Raw genomic sequence first — 18,537 nt, 5'->3', positions numbered from 1 at the left:
GTGGGGGGCTGGTCGCGCAGTTCCCCGCGCCCCTAAAGATCCTCGGGCCCCCGGAACTTCAGAGTGCCTGCCTCCACATCTACCCTCACTCGGCCGCCCTCCTCGACCGTGCCGTCGAGGAGCATCCGGGACAGCTGGTTGTCGACCTCCCGCTGGATCGTGCGGCGCAGCGGGCGGGCGCCGTACTCCGGCTGGTAGCCGCGTTCGGCCAGCCAGTCGATCGCCCGGTCGGTGAAGTCGACCGTGATGCCCTGGGCGTGGAGCATGCGGCGGGTCCGCTCCAGCAACAGCCTGGTGATCTCACGCAGTTGCTCTCCCGTCAGCTGGCGGAAGACGACGATCTCGTCGATACGGTTCAGGAACTCCGGGCGGAAGTGGTCGCGCAGGGGGCGCAGGATCTGTTCGCGCCTCGCCTCCTCGTCCGTGTCCGAGCCGCCCGCGCCGAACCCGATGCCGGCGCCGCGTCGGATGATCGCCTCGGAGCCCAGGTTGCTCGTCATCACGATCACCGTGTTGGTGAAGTCGACTGTGCGGCCCTGTGAATCGGTGAGCCGTCCGTCGTCGAGGACCTGGAGGAGGATGTTGAAGACGTCCGGGTGAGCCTTCTCCACCTCGTCGAGCAGGAGCAGGGAGTACGGGTGCCTGCGGACGACCTCCGTCAGCTGGCCCGCCTCCTCGTGGCCCACGTATCCGGGCGGGGCGCCGACCAGGCGGCTGACGGTGTGGCGCTCCTGGTACTCGCTCATGTCCAGGCGGACCATGCGCTCCTCGCTGCCGAACAGGGACTCGGCGAGGGCGCGGGCCAGTTCGGTCTTGCCGACGCCGGTCGGGCCGAGGAAGAGGAAACTGCCGATCGGCCGGTCCGGGCTCGCGAGGCCGGCACGGGAGCGCAGGACGGCGTCCGAGACGACCCGTACGGCCTCGTCCTGGCCGACCACCCGCCCGTGCAGATGCCGCTCCAGGCCGAGCAGCCGGTCCTTCTCCTCCTCGGTGAGGCTGCTGACCGGGATTCCGGTGAGCCGGGACACCACCTGGGCAACGGCCTCCGTGGTGACCTCCAGGTGCTGGCCCTCGTCGGCCTCGCCGTCCCCGCCGGCCTCGCCGATCCGCTGCTTCAACTCGGCTATCCGGTCGCGTAGTTGGGTGGCCTGCTCGTACTGCTCGTCGGCGACCGCCTGGTCCTTGTCCAGGCTCAGCTGCTCGACCTCGCGCTCCAGGGCCCGTACGTCCGTGCCCTTCGTGCGGGCGCGCAGGCGTACCCGCGCTCCTGCCTGGTCGATGAGGTCGATCGCCTTGTCCGGCAGCCGGCGGTCGGGGAGGTAGCGGTCGGAGAGCTCCACGGCGGCCACCAGCGCCTCGTCGGTGTAGCGGACCTGGTGGTGGGCCTCGTAGCGGTCGCTCAGCCCGCGCAGGATCTCGATCGCGTCCGCGGGGGTGGGCTCCGGCACCAGGATCGGCTGGAAACGCCGAGCCAGGGCCGCGTCCTTCTCGATCCTGCGGAACTCCTCCAGCGTGGTCGCGCCCACGATGTGCAGTTCGCCGCGGGCCAGGGCGGGCTTGAGGATGTTGCCGGCGTCCAGGGAGCCGCCCTCGCCGCCTCCGCCCGCGCCGACGACCGTGTGCAGCTCGTCGATGAAGACGATCAGCCGGTCCGAGTTGTCGCGGATCTCGCCCACGATGTTCGTCAGCCGCTCCTCGAAGTCGCCCCGGTAGCGGGTGCCCGCGACCACTCCGGTCAGGTCGAGGGCGAAGACCCGACGCCCGATCAGCACGTCGGGGACGTCCCCGTCGACGATCCGCTGGGCCAGGCCCTCCACGATGGCGGTCTTGCCGACGCCCGCGTCACCGATGAGCACCGGGTTGTTCTTGCCGCGCCGGGACAGCACCTCGATGGTCTGCTCGATCTCCTCGTCCCGGCCGATGACCGGGTCGATACGGCCCTGGCGGGCCAGGTCGGTGAGATCGCGGCCGTACTTGTCGAGGGTGGGCGTGCTCGTGCCGCGCGGTGTCTCGCCGCTCGGCTGTCCCCCGTCCGGGGCCGCCTCGGGAGGCAGGCCGGTGGGGGCGAACCGGGCCGAGTTGAGGATGTGCCCGGCGGCCGAGTCGGGGTTGGCGGCCAGGGCGCTGAGCACGTGCTCCGGGCCGATGTAACCGGCGCCCCGGGCCCGGGCCAGCTCGTGCGCGTCCAGCAGGGCGCGCTTGGCGGCCGGGGTGAGGGACAGCGAGGTGGGCGGCGGGGCCTCCTCCGGCTGGTGCTGGACGGGACCGGAGCGTTCGTCGATCTCCGAGGCGAGCGTGTCGGGATCGGCACCCGCCCGGCTCAGCAGGGTCCTCGTCGGCTCGGCGGAGAGCGCGGCCCGCAGCAGGTGCTGGGTGTCCAGATCCCGGCTGCCGTGCTCGGCGGCGTACTGCGCGGCGCCCCGCACCAGCTCCCTGGCCGGCTGGCTCAGCAACTGGCCGATGTTGATCTGCCGGGGGCCGGGACGCGGCCCGCCGAAGAAACGGGCGAGGAACTCTCCGAAGGCGTCATAGCCTTCCGGTCCGCTGAATCCGCTGGTCATGGCGTTCCCATCCGGCATCCCCGCGCGGGCCGGGGACACCCCTCGCTGATCGACGTGCCGGGGCCGGGTAACCCGGGTGTCAGCCGGTTACACCTTCGCACGGATGGGGGAGCGGGGCACACGCAGCGCTCGGCGGGCGACGCCGGTTCACCGAGCGCTTGCGGAGAGCCTGCTCAGCGCGCCGTCAGGACGCGGGGTCCCGCGTCGGTGACGGCCACGGTGTGCTCGGTGTGCGCCGCGCGGGAACCGTCGTTCGTCTTCAGCGTCCAGCCGTCCGGTGCCGCGTGGTACTCGTCGGTGCCGCCGGCGATGAGCATCGGCTCGATCGCGAGCACCATTCCGTGCCGCAGCGCGAGCCCCCGCCCCGGGCGCCCCTCGTTCGGCACCGGCGGGTCCTCGTGCATACGGCGGCCGATGCCGTGGCCGCCGAAGTCCTCCATGATGCCGTAACCGCCGTCCCGGCAGACCGTGCCGATCGCGTGCGCGATGTCGCCGATGCGGTTGCCCACGACCGCCGCCCCGATCCCGGCCGCCAGCGCCCGCTCCGCGGTCTCGATCAGCCGGAGGTCGGCGGCGCGCGGCCTGCCCACGGTGAAACTGATCGCCGAGTCCCCTGCCCAGCCGCCGAGTTGGGCACCGCAGTCGATCGAGACGAGGTCGCCGTCGCGCAGCCGGTAGCCGGTCGGGATGCCGTGCACGATCGCGTCGTTCACGGAGGCGCAGATCACGGCGGGGAAGGGAGTGGTGGCGAAGGTGGGGCGATAGCCCAGGAAGGGCGAGGACGCCCCGGCCTCCCGCAGTACCCCACGCGCCACCTCGTCCAGCTCCAACAGGGAAACGCCCACGTCAGCGGCCTCTTGTACGGCGGTCAGGGCGCGCCCGACCACCTGTCCCGCCTCGTACATGGCATCCATCGATGTATCCGTCTTCAGCTCCACCATGCCAATTACTATACCGGTATTAGAATGGGGGCATGGTGCGCACCCCTCTCACTCCCGAAGAACACGAACGCGGCGAACGGCTCGGCCGGCTGCTGCGCGAGGCCCGCGGCGGCCGCAGCATGACGGAGGTCGCGACGACCGCCGGGATCTCCCCGGAGACACTCCGGAAGATCGAGACCGGGCGTGCTCCGACGCCGGCGTTCTTCACGGTGGCCGCGCTCGCCCGGGCGCTCGGGCTGTCCATGGACGAGCTGGCCGGACTGTGCGAGTTGGCGGGTGTGTGACGGGAGTTCGCTCAGTGACCGGGAGCGCGCCGGGAGGCACCTGCTGCGCCTTTGCAAACTGCCTGTAGCCCGTTCGTAACACTGCTGGTGTTGCCTTACGGACCGGAGTGCTCCGGTCTAACGGGAGTTGAGCGATGGCAGTGGATCAACTCCCGGGCCGGATGCGGGAGTTCGTGGCCTATCTGGACGGTGTACTGGCGCGCCTGGATCAGGGCGCCGGTTGGTGCGCGGTGTTCTGGCAGCGCGACCCGGACGGTATGCAGGCCTGCCTCGACGGCCGCGAAGTACCGCCCTGGGACGTGGTCGAGGCGCTCCTTCAGGACCTCGCCGCGGAGTACGGCCCCGAGGTGGCCCACGCCGAGGCGGAGCGGGCCCGCCCCCTGCACGCCGCCGCCCAGGCCGCCCACGACGCCCGCCCCGGCGGCCGGGACGCCCTCGGCGACCGCTTCGACGTCATGCTCCGCGAACAGCGCTACGCGGCGGAACGGCAGGCCGAACTGGGCCGCCGGCTCGCCACCGCCACCACCCACGAGGAGGCCGACGCCATCCGCCTGGACCTCGCCTGGGCTCGCGACGACCACGAGCGCGCCGTACGGCGTTGCGCTGAACTCCAGTCCCGGATAGCCGAGTTGGATCACCGGGCGATGACCGACCAGGCCCGGGCGATCCGACGGGGCCGGGTCGGGGAGGGGGGCTTCGGGGGTGGCTCTGCCGGCGGCGGTCGAGGCGCCGAGTTGCCGAACATGCCGCAGCAGCGCGACGCGGTCAGGGAGACAGACACCGAAGCGCTCCACCCAGGGCGCGCACCGCAGTCGACGGCTCCCACCTGGGCGGATGCCCCCGGAGACGTACCGCCGCAACACGGTGCCACTGAAGCGACCCGTTCGGGATACGCCCCGTACCCGCAGGCCCCGGCCCAGGTCACCCGCCACGAGGTGGAACCCGCGCAGCCGACCCCCGCCGCCCCGCCGCCGGAGGCAGCCGCCCCCAAGCGCAAGCGCCGGCGTGGCGGTGCCCGTTTCGCCGGGATGGGCCACGAGGGCGGCGCCCCCGTGGCCGTACCCCCGGCCGCCGTGCCCGATCTGCCCGCCGCGCCGGTGGCGAAGGGGCGGACCTTGCGCGGGGCCCGTTTCGCCGGGGCCGCGGAGGTGCCGGCGGTGAGTGAACAGGAGTGGCCCGAGCCGTCGGACGTGCTGGCGCGGCGGGAGACCGCCGAGACGGTCGCGACGCTGGTACGGCTGCGCTCGGAGGGGCGCACCGGCGAGGCGCACGCCCTGCTCGTCGAGGTCGCCCACTGGCCCGCCGACCGTTTCCCGCTGCTCGCAGCGGAGCTTCAGCACGCCGGGCTCGGCGCCGACTGGGCGTCCCTGCTGTGGGAGGCCGCCTCGCTCCCCGCCGACCGGCTGGTGGCCGCCGCGGACGCCCTGGTCGCGGCCGGGCGGAGCGCGGACGCCGAGCAGGTGCTCAGGCAGGGGGTCGCGCGACCCCCGGGCGAGATCGGCGCCGCCGTGCTCGCCCTGGCCGCGGAGGGCCGCCGCCGTGAGGTCACCGCGCTCCTCGACGCCTACGTCCGCGTCCGCACCCCCGAGGAGGCCGCCCGCAGCGCCGAGCCCGGCCCGGGGACGCTCGTGCCGCTCCTGCTGGCCGCCGCGCGAGGCGTCTCGGACGAGCGGCACTGGGACCTGGTGCACGCCCTGCGGGTCGCCGGATTCTCCGCCTGACAGGTCCCCCACAACCCACTGACCGGCCGCGTCACTCCTCCACTGGAGTGTGAAACGTGATCGACTTCGCGGGTTAACGACGATGGTCTTGGCAAGCCTCTCCAGGAGGCTTACGTTCGTCCCTCTACGGCTACATCTACGGGCGTAGAGGCTCTGACGTCCCGCCGAAGGAGCAGCTCATGGCCAACGTCGTACGTGCCGCTCTGGTCCAGGCCACCTGGACCGGCGACACCGAGTCCATGGTGGCGAAACACGAGGAGCACGCCCGCGAGGCGGCCCGACAGGGCGCGAAGATCATCGGGTTCCAGGAAGTGTTCAACGCCCCCTACTTCTGCCAGGTCCAGGAACCGGAGCACTACCGCTGGGCCGAGCCGGTGCCCGACGGCCCCACCACGAGTCGTATGCAGGCCCTCGCCCGCGAGACCGGCATGGTGATCGTCGTGCCGGTGTTCGAGGTCGAGCAGTCCGGCTTCTACTACAACACCGCGGTCGTGATCGACGCCGACGGCAGCGTCCTCGGCAAGTACCGCAAGCACCACATTCCGCAGGTCAAGGGCTTCTGGGAGAAGTACTACTTCAAGCCCGGCAACCTCGGCTGGCCGGTCTTCGACACCGCTGTGGGCAAGGTCGGTGTCTACATCTGCTACGACCGGCACTTCCCGGAGGGCTGGCGGCAGCTGGGCCTGAACGGCGCCCAGCTCGTCTTCAACCCGTCTGCCACGCACCGGGGACTCTCCTCCCACCTGTGGCGCCTGGAGCAGCCCGCGGCCGCCGTCGCCAACGAGTACTTCGTCGCCGCCATCAACCGGGTCGGCGTCGAGGAGTACGGCGACAACGACTTCTACGGAACGTCGTACTTCGTCGACCCGCGCGGCCAGTTCGTGGGGGAGACGGCGAGCGACAAGGAGGAGGAACTGGTCGTCCGCGACCTGGACTTCGACCTCGTCGAAGAAGTGCGGCAGCAGTGGGCCTTCTACCGCGACCGCCGCCCCGACGCCTACGAAGGGCTGGTGCAGCCGTGACCGAGGACCTGCTGGGACGCCACCGGGCCGTCCTGCCCGACTGGCTCGCCCTCTACTACGAGCAGCCGCTGGAGATCACGCACGGCGAGGGCCGGTACGTCTGGGACTCCGAGGGCAACAAGTACCTCGACTTCTTCGGCGGCATCCTGACCACGATGACCGCGCACGCCCTGCCCGAGATCACCAAGGCAGTGAGCGAACAGGCCGGGCGGATCATCCACTCGTCGACCCTGTACCTGAACCGGCCGATGGTCGAACTCGCCGAGCGCGTCGCCCAGTTGTCCGGCATCCCGGACGCCCGGGTCTTCTTCACCACCTCCGGCACCGAGGCCAACGACACCGCGCTGCTGCTGGCCACGACCTACCGCCGCAGCAACACGATCCTGGCGATGCGCAACAGCTACCACGGCCGCTCCTTCAGCGCGGTCGGCATCACCGGCAACCGCGGCTGGTCACCCACCTCACTGTCCCCGCTGCAGACGCTGTACGTCCACGGAGGCGTGCGCACCCGCGGCCCGTACGCCTCCCTCGGCGACGACGACTTCATCGCGGCCTGCGTCGACGACCTCAAGGACCTCCTCGGCCACACCCGCCCGCCCGCGGCCCTGATCGCCGAGCCGATCCAGGGCGTCGGCGGCTTCACCTCACCGCCCGACGGCCTCTACGCCGCCTTCCGCGAGGTGCTCCAGGAGCGCGGCATCCTCTGGATCGCCGACGAGGTGCAGACCGGGTGGGGCCGCACCGGCGACCACTTCTGGGGCTGGCAGGCGCACGGGCAGTCCGGCCCGCCGGACATCCTCACCTTCGCCAAGGGCATCGGCAACGGCATGTCCATCGGCGGAGTCGTCGCCCGCGGCGAGATCATGAACTGCCTGGACTCCAACAGCATCTCGACCTTCGGCGGCACCCAGATCACCATGGCGGCCGGCCTCGCGAACCTGACGTACCTCCTGGAACACGACCTCCAGGGCAACGCCCGGCGGGTCGGCGGACTGCTCATCGAGCGGCTGCGGTCCGTCTCCACGCAGATTCCCGGCGTACGGGAGGTGCGCGGGCGCGGTCTGATGCTCGGCGTCGAGCTGGTCAAGCCCGGCACCGACGAGGCCGACCCGCAGGCCGCAGCCGCCGTCCTGGAGGCGGCCCGCGCCGAGGGGCTGCTGCTCGGAAAGGGCGGCGGGCACAACACCAGCGCCCTCAGGATCGCCCCGCCCCTGTCCCTGACCGTCGCGGAGGCCGAAGAGGGCGCCGCGATCCTCGAACACGCTCTGAGGAGCACCATCCAGTAGGTCCACAGCAAGGGAACACCGTCATGAGCACCACCTTGGAGCGCCTGGAGCCCCTGGAACCTCTGGAGCCGACCCTGTCGGTCCGCCAGGTCCTCATGCTGGAACGGGTGCTCGCCGGGGAGCCCGAGGTGGTGGCCGGTGCCGGCCAGCTCGACCGGGCCGTGCGCTGGGTGCACGTGGCCGAGGCCGCCGACGTCGGCGTGATGCTCAGCGGCGGCGAGATGGTCCTCACCACCGGCGTGCTGCTCGCCGGTGACGACGACAAGCAGACCGAGTACATCCGGTCCCTGCACCGCGCGGAGGCCGCGGCCGTGGTCCTCGGACTCGGCCGCGCCTTCCCGGCCCCGCCGGACGTGATGCGCCGGGCCGCCGAACGGTGCGGGCTGCCCATGGTCGTCCTGCACCGGCCCTTTCCCTTCGCCGAGTTGACGGAGGAGGTCCAAGCCCGGCTGGTACGGCGGAAGTTCGCCGCCGTCAGCATGTCCGAGGCCGTCCGCACCGCCCTCACCGGACTCATCACCGCGGGCGCCCCGCTCCAGCGGATGCTGGACGAGATCGCCCACCACAGCGGCTGCCCCGTCGTCGTCACCAACCTCGCCCACCGGGTCCTCGCCACCGCGGGGGAGCGCTCGGCGGTGGACGACGTGCTGCGCGACTGGGAGCGCATCGCCCGCCAGGCCGGCGGCAGCGAGGGCGACGGCTGGATCCGCGCCGAACTCGCCGGGCGCGGGGAACGCTGGGGCCAGATCATGCTGTGCGGCTACCGGGGCGACACGGCCACGGGACGCCTCCTCGCCGACCGAGCCGCCGAGTCCCTCGTCCTGCACCGCATGCTCGGCGGTACCTCCGCCCACACCTGGGAGGAACAGTCCGCGCAGAGCCTGCTCACCGACCTGGTCAGCGGGGTCGTACCGGCCAGGCAGCTGCTGCCCCGCGCGCGAGCGGCCGGGCTGCCCGTGAACCGGCGCACCTTCGTGCCGCTCGTCGTACGGGACGGTGACCCGGCCGAACTCGACCGGGTGCTGCGGCTGTTGGGGCTGCCGGGAATCGTCGCCGAACTCGCCGACGGGGCCACCGCCGTCCTGCTGAGCCTGGCCCGGGACCAGGACGCCGCCGTACTCACGGCCAACTTCGCGGCGCGGCTCACCGGGATGGTCGTGGCGGCGGCCGACCCTCGTACGGTGTGGGACGACGTTCCCGCCGGCATGCGCGAGGCCCGGCATGTCGCGGACGCCGTCGCCTCGGGGGTGCTCGACCTGCCGGCCGTCGTCCGCCTCAAGGACGTCCATCTGCGCGGCCTGATACGGCTGTTGCGCGACGACCCGCACGTGCAGTCCTTCGCCGAGCGCGAGCTGGACGGACTGCTGTGCGCGGCGGGAGACGATCTGCTGGCGGTGCTGCGCACCTACCTCGCCACCGGCCGCAACAAGTCCCGCACCGCCCAGCTCCACCACGTCTCCCGCCCCGCGCTGTACCGGCGGCTGGAAGCCATACAGGGCCGGCTCGGCGTCGACCTCGACGACTTCGAGCAGGCCGCCTCGGTGCACATCGCACTTCTCGCGCACGACGCGCAACAGGGCTGAAACATGCCACGACCTGGGAAAACGGCGGTGAAACATGGGCTCACGACAGGGTGACACCGTGGCACGCCCAAGGCCCGCGGACGTGACACCGTGCAACTCAGAGGAGCTTTTCGGACTTCCTAGTCTTCTCGCACACCGAGTGACCGGAGGTCCCGATGAGCAGAGTGATTCGCGCCGCCCTCTTCCAGACCGCGTGGACGGGCGACAAGGAGTCGATGATCCAGGTACACGAGCAGGCGGCCCGGGACGCGGCCGCGCAGGGTGCTCAGGTCCTGTGCTTCCAGGAGCTGTTCTACGGGCCGTACTTCTGCCAGGTCCAGGACAAGGCGTTCTACGAGTACGCCGAGCAGATCCCGGACGGCCCGATCGTCAAGCGGTTCCAGGCGCTGGCCAAGGAACTGGGCATCGTCCTCATTCTGCCGATGTACGAGGAGGAGCAGCCCGGCGTCCTCTACAACACCGCCGCGGTGATCGACGCGGACGGCTCGTACCTCGGCAAGTACCGCAAGCACCACATCCCCCAAGTCCCGGGATTCTGGGAGAAGTTCTACTTCCGTCCCGGCAATCTCGGCTGGCCGATCTTCGACACCAAGGTCGGGAGGATCGGTGTCTACATCTGCTACGACCGCCACTTCCCGGAGGGCTGGCGGGCGCTGGGCCTCGCGGGTGCCGAGATCGTCTTCAACCCGTCGGCCACCTCGCGCGGACTGTCCGCCTACCTGTGGCAGCTGGAGCAGCCCGCGGCGGCCGTCGCCAACGAGTACTTCGTGGGCGCGATCAACCGGGTGGGCGTGGAGGAGCTGGGCGACAACGACTTCTACGGGACGACGTACTTCGTCGACCCCGAGGCCCAGTTCGTCGGCGAGGTGGCGAGCGACAAGGAGACCGAACTCGTCGTCCGCGACCTGGACATGGCCAAGCTGCGGGAAGTCCGCGACCGCTGGCAGTTCTACCGGGACCGCCGCCCGGACGCCTACCCCCCGCTGACCGCACCCTGACCGAACCGACCACCTTGGCAGGAGAGGGAACATGAGCAGCCGTACCGTCATCAGCGGTGGCCTCGTCATCACCGCGTCCGACGAGATCCACGCCGACGTGCTGATCGAGGACGGCCGCATCGCCGCCCTCGCCGTGCCCGGTACCCAGAGCTGGACCGCGGACCGCACGATCGACGCCACCGGGAAGTACGTCATCCCCGGTGGCGTCGACGCCCACACCCACATGGAGCTGCCGTTCGGCGGCACCTTCGCCTCCGACACCTTCGAGACCGGCACCAGGGCCGCCGCCTGGGGCGGTACGACCACGATCGTCGACTTCGCGGTGCAGAGCGTCGGCCACACCCTGCGCGAGGGCCTGGACGCCTGGCACGCCAAGGCCGAGGGCAACTGCGCCATCGACTACGGCTTCCACATGATCGTCTCCGATGTGAACCAGGAGACGCTCAAGGAGATGGACCTGCTGGTGGAGGAGGGGGTCACCTCCTTCAAGCAGTTCATGGCCTACCCCGGCGTCTTCTACTCCGACGACGGCCAGATCCTGCGCGCCATGCAGCGCTCCGCCGAGAACGGCGGCCTGATCATGATGCACGCCGAGAACGGCATCGCGATCGACGTGCTGGTCGAGCAGGCGCTGGCCCGCGGCGAGACCGACCCCCGCTATCACGGCGAGGTACGCAAGGCGCTCCTGGAGGCCGAGGCCACCCACCGTGCCATCAAGCTCGCGCAGGTCGCCGGCGCGCCCCTGTACGTCGTGCACGTCTCGGCCATGGAGGCGGTGGCGGAGCTGGCACGCGCCCGTGACGAGGGACTCAACGTCTTCGGCGAGACCTGCCCGCAGTACCTGTTCCTGTCGACGGACAACCTCGCGGAGCCCGACTTCGAGGGCTCGAAGTACGTGTGCAGTACCCCGCTGCGTCCGAAGGAACACCAGTCCAAGCTCTGGCAGGGCCTGCGCACCAACGACCTCCAGGTCGTCTCCACCGACCACTGCCCCTTCTGCTTCGTGGGCCAGAAGGAACTCGGCCGCGGCGACTTCTCGAAGATCCCCAACGGCCTGCCCGGCGTCGAGAACCGCATGGACCTGCTCCACCAGGGTGTCGTCGACGGGCACATCTCGCGCCGCCGCTGGATCGAGATCGCCTGCGCCACCCCGGCCCGGATGTTCGGCATGTACCCGAAGAAGGGCACCATCGCCCCGGGCGCCGACGCGGACATCGTCATCTACGACCCGCACGCCGAGCAGATCGTCTCCGCCGAGACCCACCACATGAACGTCGACTACTCGGCCTACGAGGGCAAGCGCCTCACCGGCCGGGTCGAGACGGTTCTCTCGCGCGGCGAACTCGTCATCACCGAGCGGGAGTACACCGGGCACGCCGGGCACGGCACGTACACCCCTCGGTCCACCTGTCAGTACCTCAACTAGGAGTGGCGCAGATGGACTTCGGACTCGTCCTGCAGACGGATCCGCCCGCCTCGAAGGTCATCAGCCTGATGAAGCGGGCCGAACGCAACGGCTTCACCTACGGGTGGACCTTCGACTCCGCCGTGCTCTGGCAGGAGCCGTTCGTGATCTACAGTCAGATCCTCTCCAACACCACGAAGTTGAAGGTCGGTCCGATGGTCACCAACCCGGGCACCCGCACCTGGGAGGTGACCGCGTCCACCTTCGCCACCCTCAACGACATGTTCGGCAACCGCACGGTGTGCGGCATCGGCCGCGGCGACTCCGCGATGCGCGTCGCGGGCCGTACGCCCAACACGCTGGCCCGGATCAGCGAGGCCATGAAGGTCATCAGGGCGCTCGGCTCGGGCCAGGAGGCCGACCTCGGCGGCACGGTGATCAGGTTCCCGTGGATCAAGGAGGGCGCCGAACTCCCCGTATGGATGGCGGCGTACGGTCCGAAGGCGCTGAAGATGACCGGCGAGGAGGCCGACGGGTTCATCCTCCAGCTGGCCGACCTGTACCTCACCGAGTACATGGTGAAGGCCGTCAAGGACGCGGCCGTCGCCGCCGGACGCTCGCCGGACGAGGTCAAGATCTGCGTCGCCGCCCCCGCCTACGTCACCGAGGACGACTCGCCCGAGGCACTCGCCCACGCGCGCGAGCAGTGCCGGTGGTTCGGCGGGATGGTCGGCAACCACGTGGCCGATCTGGTCTCCAAGTACGGCGAGCACTCGGCCGCCGTCCCCGACGAACTCACGGACTACATCAAGGCCCGCGAGGGGTACGACTACTCGCACCACGGTCGGGCCGACAACCCGGACACCGCGTTCGTGCCCGACGAGATCGTCGACCGGTTCTGCCTCATCGGACCGGTCGAGAAGCACATCGAGAAGCTGAACGCGCTGCGTGAGCTGGGCGTCGACCAGTTCGCCGTCTACGACATGCACGACGCCCAGGAAGCGACCATCGACGCGTACGGCTCGAAGGTCATCCCCGCCCTCAACGCCTGACCTGCGATCTCCGACCCCCCACACCTTGTTCTCCCCTCTCCTCCCCGCCGTCCCGGGGCGGAGGGGGGCCCAAGGCCCCCGCACGGCCTATCCCGTCCCGCTCTGATCGATTGGCCTGCCATGACCGAAACAGTCCCCCCGGGGTCGCCGATACCGCAGTCCACCGGTGGCCGCGTCGAACTCGCCCCCGAAGCCTTCCCCGCCGACAGCCCCTTCGCCAACGAGGACCTGCGTCCCGTACCGGTCTCCGAGCGCAAGTGGACCACGTACAACTTCGCGGCCCTGTGGATCTCCATGGCGCACTGCATCCCCAGCTGGACCCTGGCCTCCGGCCTGGTCGCCCTCGGCATGGACTGGAAGCAGGCCGTGTTCACCATCGCCCTGGCCAACATCATCGTGCTGCTGCCGATGCTGGCCACCGGGCACGCCGGACCCAAGTACGGCATTCCCTTCCCGGTCCTCGCCCGTGCCTCCTTCGGGCTGCGGGGCGCCAACATCCCGGCGCTGATCAGGGCGGCCGTGGCCTGCGGCTGGTTCGGCATCCAGACCTGGATCGGCGGCAGCGGCATTTTCGCGCTGGGCTCCAAGCTCACCGGCGGACACTGGGAGAACGCGGCCGAGATCGCCGGCAACCCCTGGCCCCTGTGGCTCTGCTTCGTGCTGTTCTGGGCGCTCCAGATCGCGATCATCTACCGCGGTATGGAGTTTCTGCGGCGCTTCGAGAACTGGGCCGCGCCCTTCGTGATCGCCGGTGCCCTCGTGCTGCTGATCTGGATCGCGGTCAAGGCCGACGGCTTCGGCGCGCTGCTCGACCAGCCGTCCAAGCTCGGCTGGGGCGCCGACTTCTGGCCGGTCTTCTTCCCCTCCCTCATGGGCATGATCGGTTTCTGGGCCACTCTGTCGCTGAACATCCCCGACTTCACCCGCTTCGGTGCCAGTCAGAAGGCGCAGACCTGGGGCCAGGCCCTGGGACTTCCCACCACGATGACCCTGTTCGCGGTCCTCGCGGTGCTGGTCACCTCCGGATCCGAGGCCATCTACGGCGAGGCCATCTGGGACCCGGTCGCGCTGGCCGCCAAGACGGACAACGCCTTCGGTCTGCTCTTCGCGCTCGTCATCGTGCTGGTCGCCACCGTCTCCGTGAACATCGCGGCGAACGTGGTCTCACCGGCGTACGACCTGTCCAACCTGGCCCCGAAGTTCATCAACTTCCGCACCGGCGCGCTGATCACGGGCGTCCTCGGCGTCCTGATCTTCCCGTGGAAGCTGATCTCCACGCCGGAGTTCTACATCTTCACCTGGCTCGGCGTGGTCGGCGGTCTGCTCGGCACGGTCGCGGGCATCCTCATCGCCGACTACTGGATCGTGCGGCGCACGGTCCTGCACCTCGTGGACCTGTACACGCCCGGCGGCCGCTACTGGTACACCAACGGCTGGAACTGGCGGGCGATCGCCGCCTTCGTGGTCGGCGGTCTGCTCGCGGTCGGCGGCTCGTACTCGGCCGTGGGCGCGGACGGCAAGAAGACCGGGCCGTTCCCGACCGACGGTCTGATCCCGTTCCTCAAGCCGCTGGCCGACTACGGCTGGGCGGTGGGCCTGAGCGCGTCCCTGCTGCTGTACATCGCGCTGATGCTGCCGAAGGGCAGGGAGCAGGAGGGCATCGCGGCCTGAGCGTGCGGGTCACGCGCGCGTGGAGGGCGGTCGGATCGGCCCCGGGTCCACCGACTCAGGTCTTCTGACCGCTCTCCAGCGCCGCCACCGCTTCCTTGGCGGCCTTGATGGCGCCCTTGTTGATCTCGTCCGTGCTGGGCGCCTTCTTCGACTCGAAGTCGCTGCCGTTGTACGTCACGGTCACCAGCGCGTTGGACACCTGGATCATGACCACGCCCTCGCGGGTCTGCTGCTTGTCCTGGGTCGTGAGGTTCACCACCGAGTACCCCGCGTCGCCGACCCCGGGCACGCCCCCGCCGCCGCTCTTCTCGGAGATGTTCTCCTTGTACGACTTGGCGGCCGCCACATCGGACTCCGTGATCTCGAAGGACACGTCGAGCCAGCGGTAGTCGTATCCCTTGAGCGCGTTCCAGGAGCAGGTGCGGCGCAGCGTGGTGTCCGTGGAGGGGATCTCCTTGCCGGCCGTCTTGGCGCCCGGCACGAGCGACTTGATGGTGGCCGTGCTGATGCTGCCGCAGGGTGCGGGGGCGGCGGCGTACCGCTTCGTGGGTGCCGCCGTGGACGCGCCCGAGGGGGACTCGCCGGCGGACCGCGGAGCCGACTCCTTCTCGGCGGCCGGCGTGGTGGTGGCCGGACCCGACGTCAACACCCAGCCCGCCGCGGCGAGCACGACTACGGGCGAGATGCGCGCGGTGAGCGCGATCGGCAGGGAAAGAGTTCGCACGGCGCACTTTTCGTGGGGGACGGACGGTGCGGAGGGGTCCGCACTGCGGACGGGACGCCAGTTTCACATGTCTGCCTGTGGGGCGGAAGTCCGAACTCGCTCCGTACCTGTGCCGTCACCGCACCCTGCAACCGATGCGTCATGTGTCCGTTTATGTCCGGGCGATGGGCCGGTGGAGGGCCGATTCGACACGGTCCACGGCCAGGAACGCCCCGTAGGCCACCAGGTGCACCAGACGCTCGTCGGTGTGCTCCGGCCGCCGCCAGGCCGCCACGTCCTCGTCGGTGATCCGGTACGGCGCGAGCGCGGCCAGCAGCACCAGACGCGCACCGGGGCGCTCCCGCCGGTCCGGGAAACCGCTCGGATCGAGCGGCGGGTGCGACCCGTCCCAGTCCAGCAGTGTCTCCTCCACGAGGTCCTGGTCGTCGACGCCGAGGAGGCCGGCGCCCGCCATGGCCGCCCGCAGCAGCGCCGCGTACGCGAGTCCGACGGGTGTACCGTCCGCCCACGCGGGGGCTTCGCCGGGGTCGGGCAGGTCGAGCAGAGCGAGGGACGCGCCGGGCCGCGCGGGCCGGCGTACGGTCCGGGCGAGGGTACGGCCCCCGAGGGAGCGGACGGCCCGGAAGCGCTGGGCGTTGCCCGGCAGCAGGTTCTCGGTGAGCAGGGCGGACACGATCCGGTTGATGAAGTGGAAGGCGAACGCGGTGCCGAGGTAGCCCGGAGCGTGCTCGCGCGGGAACGGGTACGGCGCCGCGTCGAGGCCGCCCGGCACGCGCGTGTGCCTGCCCCACTCCAGCACGCGTGCGTGCTCCTCCTTCTTGGGCCGCTCCCCTCGGGCGACGCGCTCGGCGAGTGCGTGGTCACCGGTGGCGTGCAGCAGCATGGTGTGCGCGTCCACGCAGAACGGACAGCGGTTGGCCAGCGACACCCCGAGCGCCGCCAGCTCCTTGCCGGTGCGGTTGCCGGGGCCCGCGATCAGCGACTCGCGCATCAGCGCCCACGTGGGGGCGAGGAGCTCCGGCGCGGAGGAGAGGACCACGAAGGTGGCGGGTTCGTCGATGCCGAAGTCGCGGGACACCTGCTCGTAGACCTCGGCGACACGGCCGGTGGCGGCCTTGGGCGGCAGGGGCTCGGTGTAGCGGAAGGGTGTGGACATGCACAGCAGCGTGCGCTCCGGTCCGGGTTGCGGTCGTCGTACGGCTGAAGGGAGTTGGCGCTGCGCCGACGAGTGCGGGGCGGGTCCGGGGCTACTACGGGGGGAGTAGCCAAGGAGTTGTCCACAGGGCTGACGCCGGTGTCGGTGCGGCGGTCTAGCGTGTGGGCATGAGCGGGCACCCGGTCGATTCGGCCATCTCCCAGCGGCTCGCCGACCTGGCCCTCACGGTCGTGGTCGGCGCCCTCGTCGTGACCGTGGCGGCTTTCGACGCGGACACGACCGCCCTCGACCACGGGCTCCTCGTGGTGAGTGCGGTCGCCCTCGCGTTCTATCGCGCGGTCCCGCTCGTGGTGCTCGCCGTGGCCACGGTGACCGGGGCCGCGTACGTCCTGCACGCACACCCCGGACCGCTTGGCGCGCTGTCCGTCTTCGCCGCCGTGCATCTGGCGTCCCAGCTGGGGCACCGGGGCTGGGCGGCCGGGGCGAGCGGGATCTTCCTGGGGGCGTACGCGGCGACGGGTCCGACGGCCCAGGAGGCGATCGAGAAGACCGCGCTGCTCGCGGGCTGGTTCGTGTGCGCGGTGGTGACGGGTCTCGCCGGCCGCAACTGGCAGGCGTATCTGCGCCAGACCGAACAGCGTGCCCTGGAGGCCGAGCGGACCCGGGAGGAGGCGGCCTTGCGTCGCGCCGGGGAGGAACGGCTGCGGATAGCCCGGGAGTTGCACGACTCCCTCACTCACAGCATCTCCATCGTGAAGCTCCAGGCCGGCGTGGCCGTCCACTTGGCGCGCAAGCGCGGCGAGGAGGTGCCTCCCGCCCTGCTCGCCATCCAGGAAGCGGGCGGCGAGGCCATGCGCGAGCTGCGCGCCACGCTGGAGATCCTGCGCACCGACGAGCCGACCGGCACCCCGGCGCTGCTCGTGGAGCGGGCGCGGGCGGCGGGCCTCGCCGTCGAACTGAGCGTGACGGGCGAGGAGTGCGCCCTGCCCGCCCCCCTGGACCGGGCCGTGTATCGGATCGTCCAGGAGTCCCTGACGAACGCGGCCCGGCATGCGGGCCCGGCGAAGGTACGGGTCGAACTGGCCTACGGCAAGGACGACGTGGCGATACGCGTGGACGACGACGGGGCCGCCCGTCCGGACTGCCCACCGCAGCCCGGCCACGGCCTGACCGGCATGCGCGAACGCGTCACGGCACTGGGCGGGACGCTGCACACCGGGCCGCGGGAGGAGGGCGGGTTCTCGGTACGGGCGGAACTGCCGTTGGGGGTGGGGGAGTCGGTGTGAGCGGAGGGTGGCTTCTCGGGGTGCGCGACGGGTCCCCGGTATGTGCGGGGTCTTGTGCGCGGGCGTGGGCGGGGTTCTCGGTGGGTGGGCCCCGCGTGGGTCCTTCGGGAGTCGGCGTGATCGGGGCGAAGGGCGGCATGGTGGGGCGCGTGGAGGTGTGGGCGTGATCAGGGTGGCGCTCGTCGACGACCAGGCATTGATGCGGGCCGGGTTCCGGGCCCTGCTCGACGCCGAGGACGGGATCGAGGTGGTCGGAGAGGCGGCGGACGGGGAGCGGGGCGTGGAGCTGGTGCGCGCGCAGGTGCCCGACATCGCGCTGATCGACGTACAGATGCCGGTGATGACGGGCATCGAGGCGACCCGGCGGATCGCCGCGGATCCGGAGCTGGCCGGGGTCCGCGTGGTGATCCTCACCAACTACGGCGTCGACGAGTACGTCTTCGAGGCGCTGCGGGCGGGCGCGAGCGGCTTCCTGCTGAAGGACACCGAGCCGGCCGACCTGCTCCAGGCCATCGAGGTGGTGGCCCGGGGCGAGGCCCTGTTGTCCCCCGCGGTCACCCGCACCCTGATCGGCGAGTTCGTCTCCCGGCCCCCCGACCGGTCCACCGCGCCAGGCCTGGAATGCCTCACCCGCCGCGAACGCGAGGTCACGGCCCTGGCCGCCCGCGGCCTGACGAACGAGGAGATCGCCGAGCACATGGTGATCAGCCCCCTCACGGCCAAGACGCACATCAGCCGAGCGATGACGAAGCTGGGCGCCCGGGACCGTGCCCAACTGGTCGTGTTCGCCTACGAGTCGGGACTGGTGACGGCACGCGGTTCCTGAAATTCCGTTGTCGGCTCGGGC

Annotated in this window: 15 protein-coding genes; 11 read left to right on the top strand and 4 right to left on the bottom strand. The window is 70.9% G+C overall.

Annotation, left to right across the window (positions count from 1 at the left end; all coding sequences use genetic code 11):
* Positions 1–32 precede the first annotated feature (32 nt).
* Positions 33–2,561, bottom strand: coding sequence for an ATP-dependent Clp protease ATP-binding subunit (locus tag ACGFWE_RS07650; protein WP_393598581.1), 2,529 nt, complete (start codon positions 2,559–2,561; stop codon positions 33–35).
* A gap of 173 nt (positions 2,562–2,734) precedes the next feature.
* Positions 2,735–3,502 carry a type I methionyl aminopeptidase gene (gene map / locus ACGFWE_RS07645; protein ID WP_352381471.1) on the bottom strand — a complete coding sequence of 256 codons (768 nt, stop codon included), beginning with the start codon at positions 3,500–3,502 and terminating at the stop codon, positions 2,735–2,737.
* A 32-nt stretch (positions 3,503–3,534) separates the two neighbouring features.
* On the opposite strand from map, the gene ACGFWE_RS07640 reads away from it, so the two are divergent.
* The 9 genes from ACGFWE_RS07640 to ACGFWE_RS07600 all read left to right on the top strand — a co-directional run bounded on the left by ACGFWE_RS07640 (position 3,535) and on the right by ACGFWE_RS07600 (position 14,524).
* Positions 3,535–3,786, top strand: coding sequence for a helix-turn-helix transcriptional regulator (locus ACGFWE_RS07640; protein WP_352381469.1), 252 nt, complete (start codon positions 3,535–3,537; stop codon positions 3,784–3,786).
* Between the two features lie 134 nt (positions 3,787–3,920).
* Positions 3,921–5,507 (top strand): hypothetical protein, encoded by a 1,587-nt coding sequence (locus tag ACGFWE_RS07635; protein ID WP_393598579.1) that lies wholly within the window; start codon positions 3,921–3,923, stop codon positions 5,505–5,507.
* 179 nt (positions 5,508–5,686) lie between these two features.
* Positions 5,687–6,529: a nitrilase-related carbon-nitrogen hydrolase gene (locus ACGFWE_RS07630; RefSeq protein WP_352381465.1), complete on the top strand. Its 843-nt coding sequence runs from the start codon at positions 5,687–5,689 to the stop codon at positions 6,527–6,529.
* Positions 6,526–7,815: an aspartate aminotransferase family protein gene (locus tag ACGFWE_RS07625; RefSeq protein WP_393598577.1), complete on the top strand. Its 1,290-nt coding sequence runs from the start codon at positions 6,526–6,528 to the stop codon at positions 7,813–7,815. Before ACGFWE_RS07630 ends, ACGFWE_RS07625 begins: the two co-directional genes overlap by 4 nt.
* Before the next feature lie 23 nt (positions 7,816–7,838).
* Complete coding sequence (locus ACGFWE_RS07620; protein WP_393598575.1) at positions 7,839–9,398, top strand: PucR family transcriptional regulator; 1,560 nt, start codon at positions 7,839–7,841, stop codon at positions 9,396–9,398.
* Between the two features lie 155 nt (positions 9,399–9,553).
* A complete protein-coding gene (locus ACGFWE_RS07615; protein WP_164421243.1) occupies positions 9,554–10,396 on the top strand; it encodes a nitrilase-related carbon-nitrogen hydrolase in 843 nt (280 codons plus the stop codon).
* Positions 10,397–10,427: 31 nt separating this feature from the next.
* Entirely contained in the window at positions 10,428–11,822 is a 1,395-nt protein-coding gene (hydA, locus tag ACGFWE_RS07610; protein ID WP_352381459.1) for a dihydropyrimidinase, read from the top strand.
* 11 nt (positions 11,823–11,833) lie between these two features.
* Positions 11,834–12,853, top strand: coding sequence for a TIGR03842 family LLM class F420-dependent oxidoreductase (locus ACGFWE_RS07605; RefSeq protein WP_352381457.1), 1,020 nt, complete (start codon positions 11,834–11,836; stop codon positions 12,851–12,853).
* A 120-nt stretch (positions 12,854–12,973) separates the two neighbouring features.
* Positions 12,974–14,524: an NCS1 family nucleobase:cation symporter-1 gene (locus ACGFWE_RS07600; RefSeq protein ID WP_352381455.1), complete on the top strand. Its 1,551-nt coding sequence runs from the start codon at positions 12,974–12,976 to the stop codon at positions 14,522–14,524.
* A gap of 55 nt (positions 14,525–14,579) precedes the next feature.
* Here ACGFWE_RS07600 and ACGFWE_RS07595 read toward each other — a convergent pair whose 3' ends face one another.
* Together ACGFWE_RS07595 and ACGFWE_RS07590 are read right to left on the bottom strand one after the other, a co-directional pair.
* Positions 14,580–15,248, bottom strand: a complete 669-nt coding sequence (locus ACGFWE_RS07595; protein WP_393598572.1) for a hypothetical protein — start codon at positions 15,246–15,248, stop codon at positions 14,580–14,582.
* A gap of 151 nt (positions 15,249–15,399) precedes the next feature.
* Positions 15,400–16,404 (bottom strand): carboxymuconolactone decarboxylase family protein, encoded by a 1,005-nt coding sequence (locus tag ACGFWE_RS07590; RefSeq protein ID WP_352381451.1) that lies wholly within the window; start codon positions 16,402–16,404, stop codon positions 15,400–15,402.
* A 167-nt stretch (positions 16,405–16,571) separates the two neighbouring features.
* Between ACGFWE_RS07590 and ACGFWE_RS07585 the strand changes: the two genes are divergently transcribed.
* Together ACGFWE_RS07585 and ACGFWE_RS07580 are read left to right on the top strand one after the other, a co-directional pair.
* Positions 16,572–17,690, top strand: coding sequence for a sensor histidine kinase (locus tag ACGFWE_RS07585; protein WP_393598570.1), 1,119 nt, complete (start codon positions 16,572–16,574; stop codon positions 17,688–17,690).
* A gap of 163 nt (positions 17,691–17,853) precedes the next feature.
* Positions 17,854–18,516: a response regulator transcription factor gene (locus tag ACGFWE_RS07580; protein ID WP_352381447.1), complete on the top strand. Its 663-nt coding sequence runs from the start codon at positions 17,854–17,856 to the stop codon at positions 18,514–18,516.
* Positions 18,517–18,537: the final 21 nt, after the last annotated feature.

Origin of the sequence: Streptomyces sp. NPDC048523 (assembly GCF_043199815.1) — a bacterium.
In the GTDB taxonomy this organism is placed as follows: domain Bacteria; phylum Actinomycetota; class Actinomycetes; order Streptomycetales; family Streptomycetaceae; genus Streptomyces.
The sequence above is the reverse complement of the archived record's forward strand: the minus strand, read 5'-3'. Positions and strand labels throughout refer to the sequence as shown.

What these genes read in the sequence shown, in the direction of transcription:
- ACGFWE_RS07590 (WP_352381451.1), bottom strand. Translation starts at nt 16,404, where the DNA reads ATGTCCACACCCTTCCGCTACACCGAGCCCCTGCCGCCCAAGGCCGCC.
- ACGFWE_RS07615 (WP_164421243.1), top strand. Translation starts at nt 9,554, where the DNA reads ATGAGCAGAGTGATTCGCGCCGCCCTCTTCCAGACCGCGTGGACGGGC.
- ACGFWE_RS07620 (WP_393598575.1), top strand. Translation starts at nt 7,839, where the DNA reads ATGAGCACCACCTTGGAGCGCCTGGAGCCCCTGGAACCTCTGGAGCCG.
- hydA (WP_352381459.1), top strand. Translation starts at nt 10,428, where the DNA reads ATGAGCAGCCGTACCGTCATCAGCGGTGGCCTCGTCATCACCGCGTCC.
- ACGFWE_RS07605 (WP_352381457.1), top strand. Translation starts at nt 11,834, where the DNA reads ATGGACTTCGGACTCGTCCTGCAGACGGATCCGCCCGCCTCGAAGGTC.
- ACGFWE_RS07630 (WP_352381465.1), top strand. Translation starts at nt 5,687, where the DNA reads ATGGCCAACGTCGTACGTGCCGCTCTGGTCCAGGCCACCTGGACCGGC.
- ACGFWE_RS07600 (WP_352381455.1), top strand. Translation starts at nt 12,974, where the DNA reads ATGACCGAAACAGTCCCCCCGGGGTCGCCGATACCGCAGTCCACCGGT.
- ACGFWE_RS07635 (WP_393598579.1), top strand. Translation starts at nt 3,921, where the DNA reads ATGGCAGTGGATCAACTCCCGGGCCGGATGCGGGAGTTCGTGGCCTAT.
- ACGFWE_RS07650 (WP_393598581.1), bottom strand. Translation starts at nt 2,561, where the DNA reads ATGACCAGCGGATTCAGCGGACCGGAAGGCTATGACGCCTTCGGAGAG.
- ACGFWE_RS07640 (WP_352381469.1), top strand. Translation starts at nt 3,535, where the DNA reads ATGGTGCGCACCCCTCTCACTCCCGAAGAACACGAACGCGGCGAACGG.
- map (WP_352381471.1), bottom strand. Translation starts at nt 3,502, where the DNA reads ATGGTGGAGCTGAAGACGGATACATCGATGGATGCCATGTACGAGGCG.
- ACGFWE_RS07585 (WP_393598570.1), top strand. Translation starts at nt 16,572, where the DNA reads ATGAGCGGGCACCCGGTCGATTCGGCCATCTCCCAGCGGCTCGCCGAC.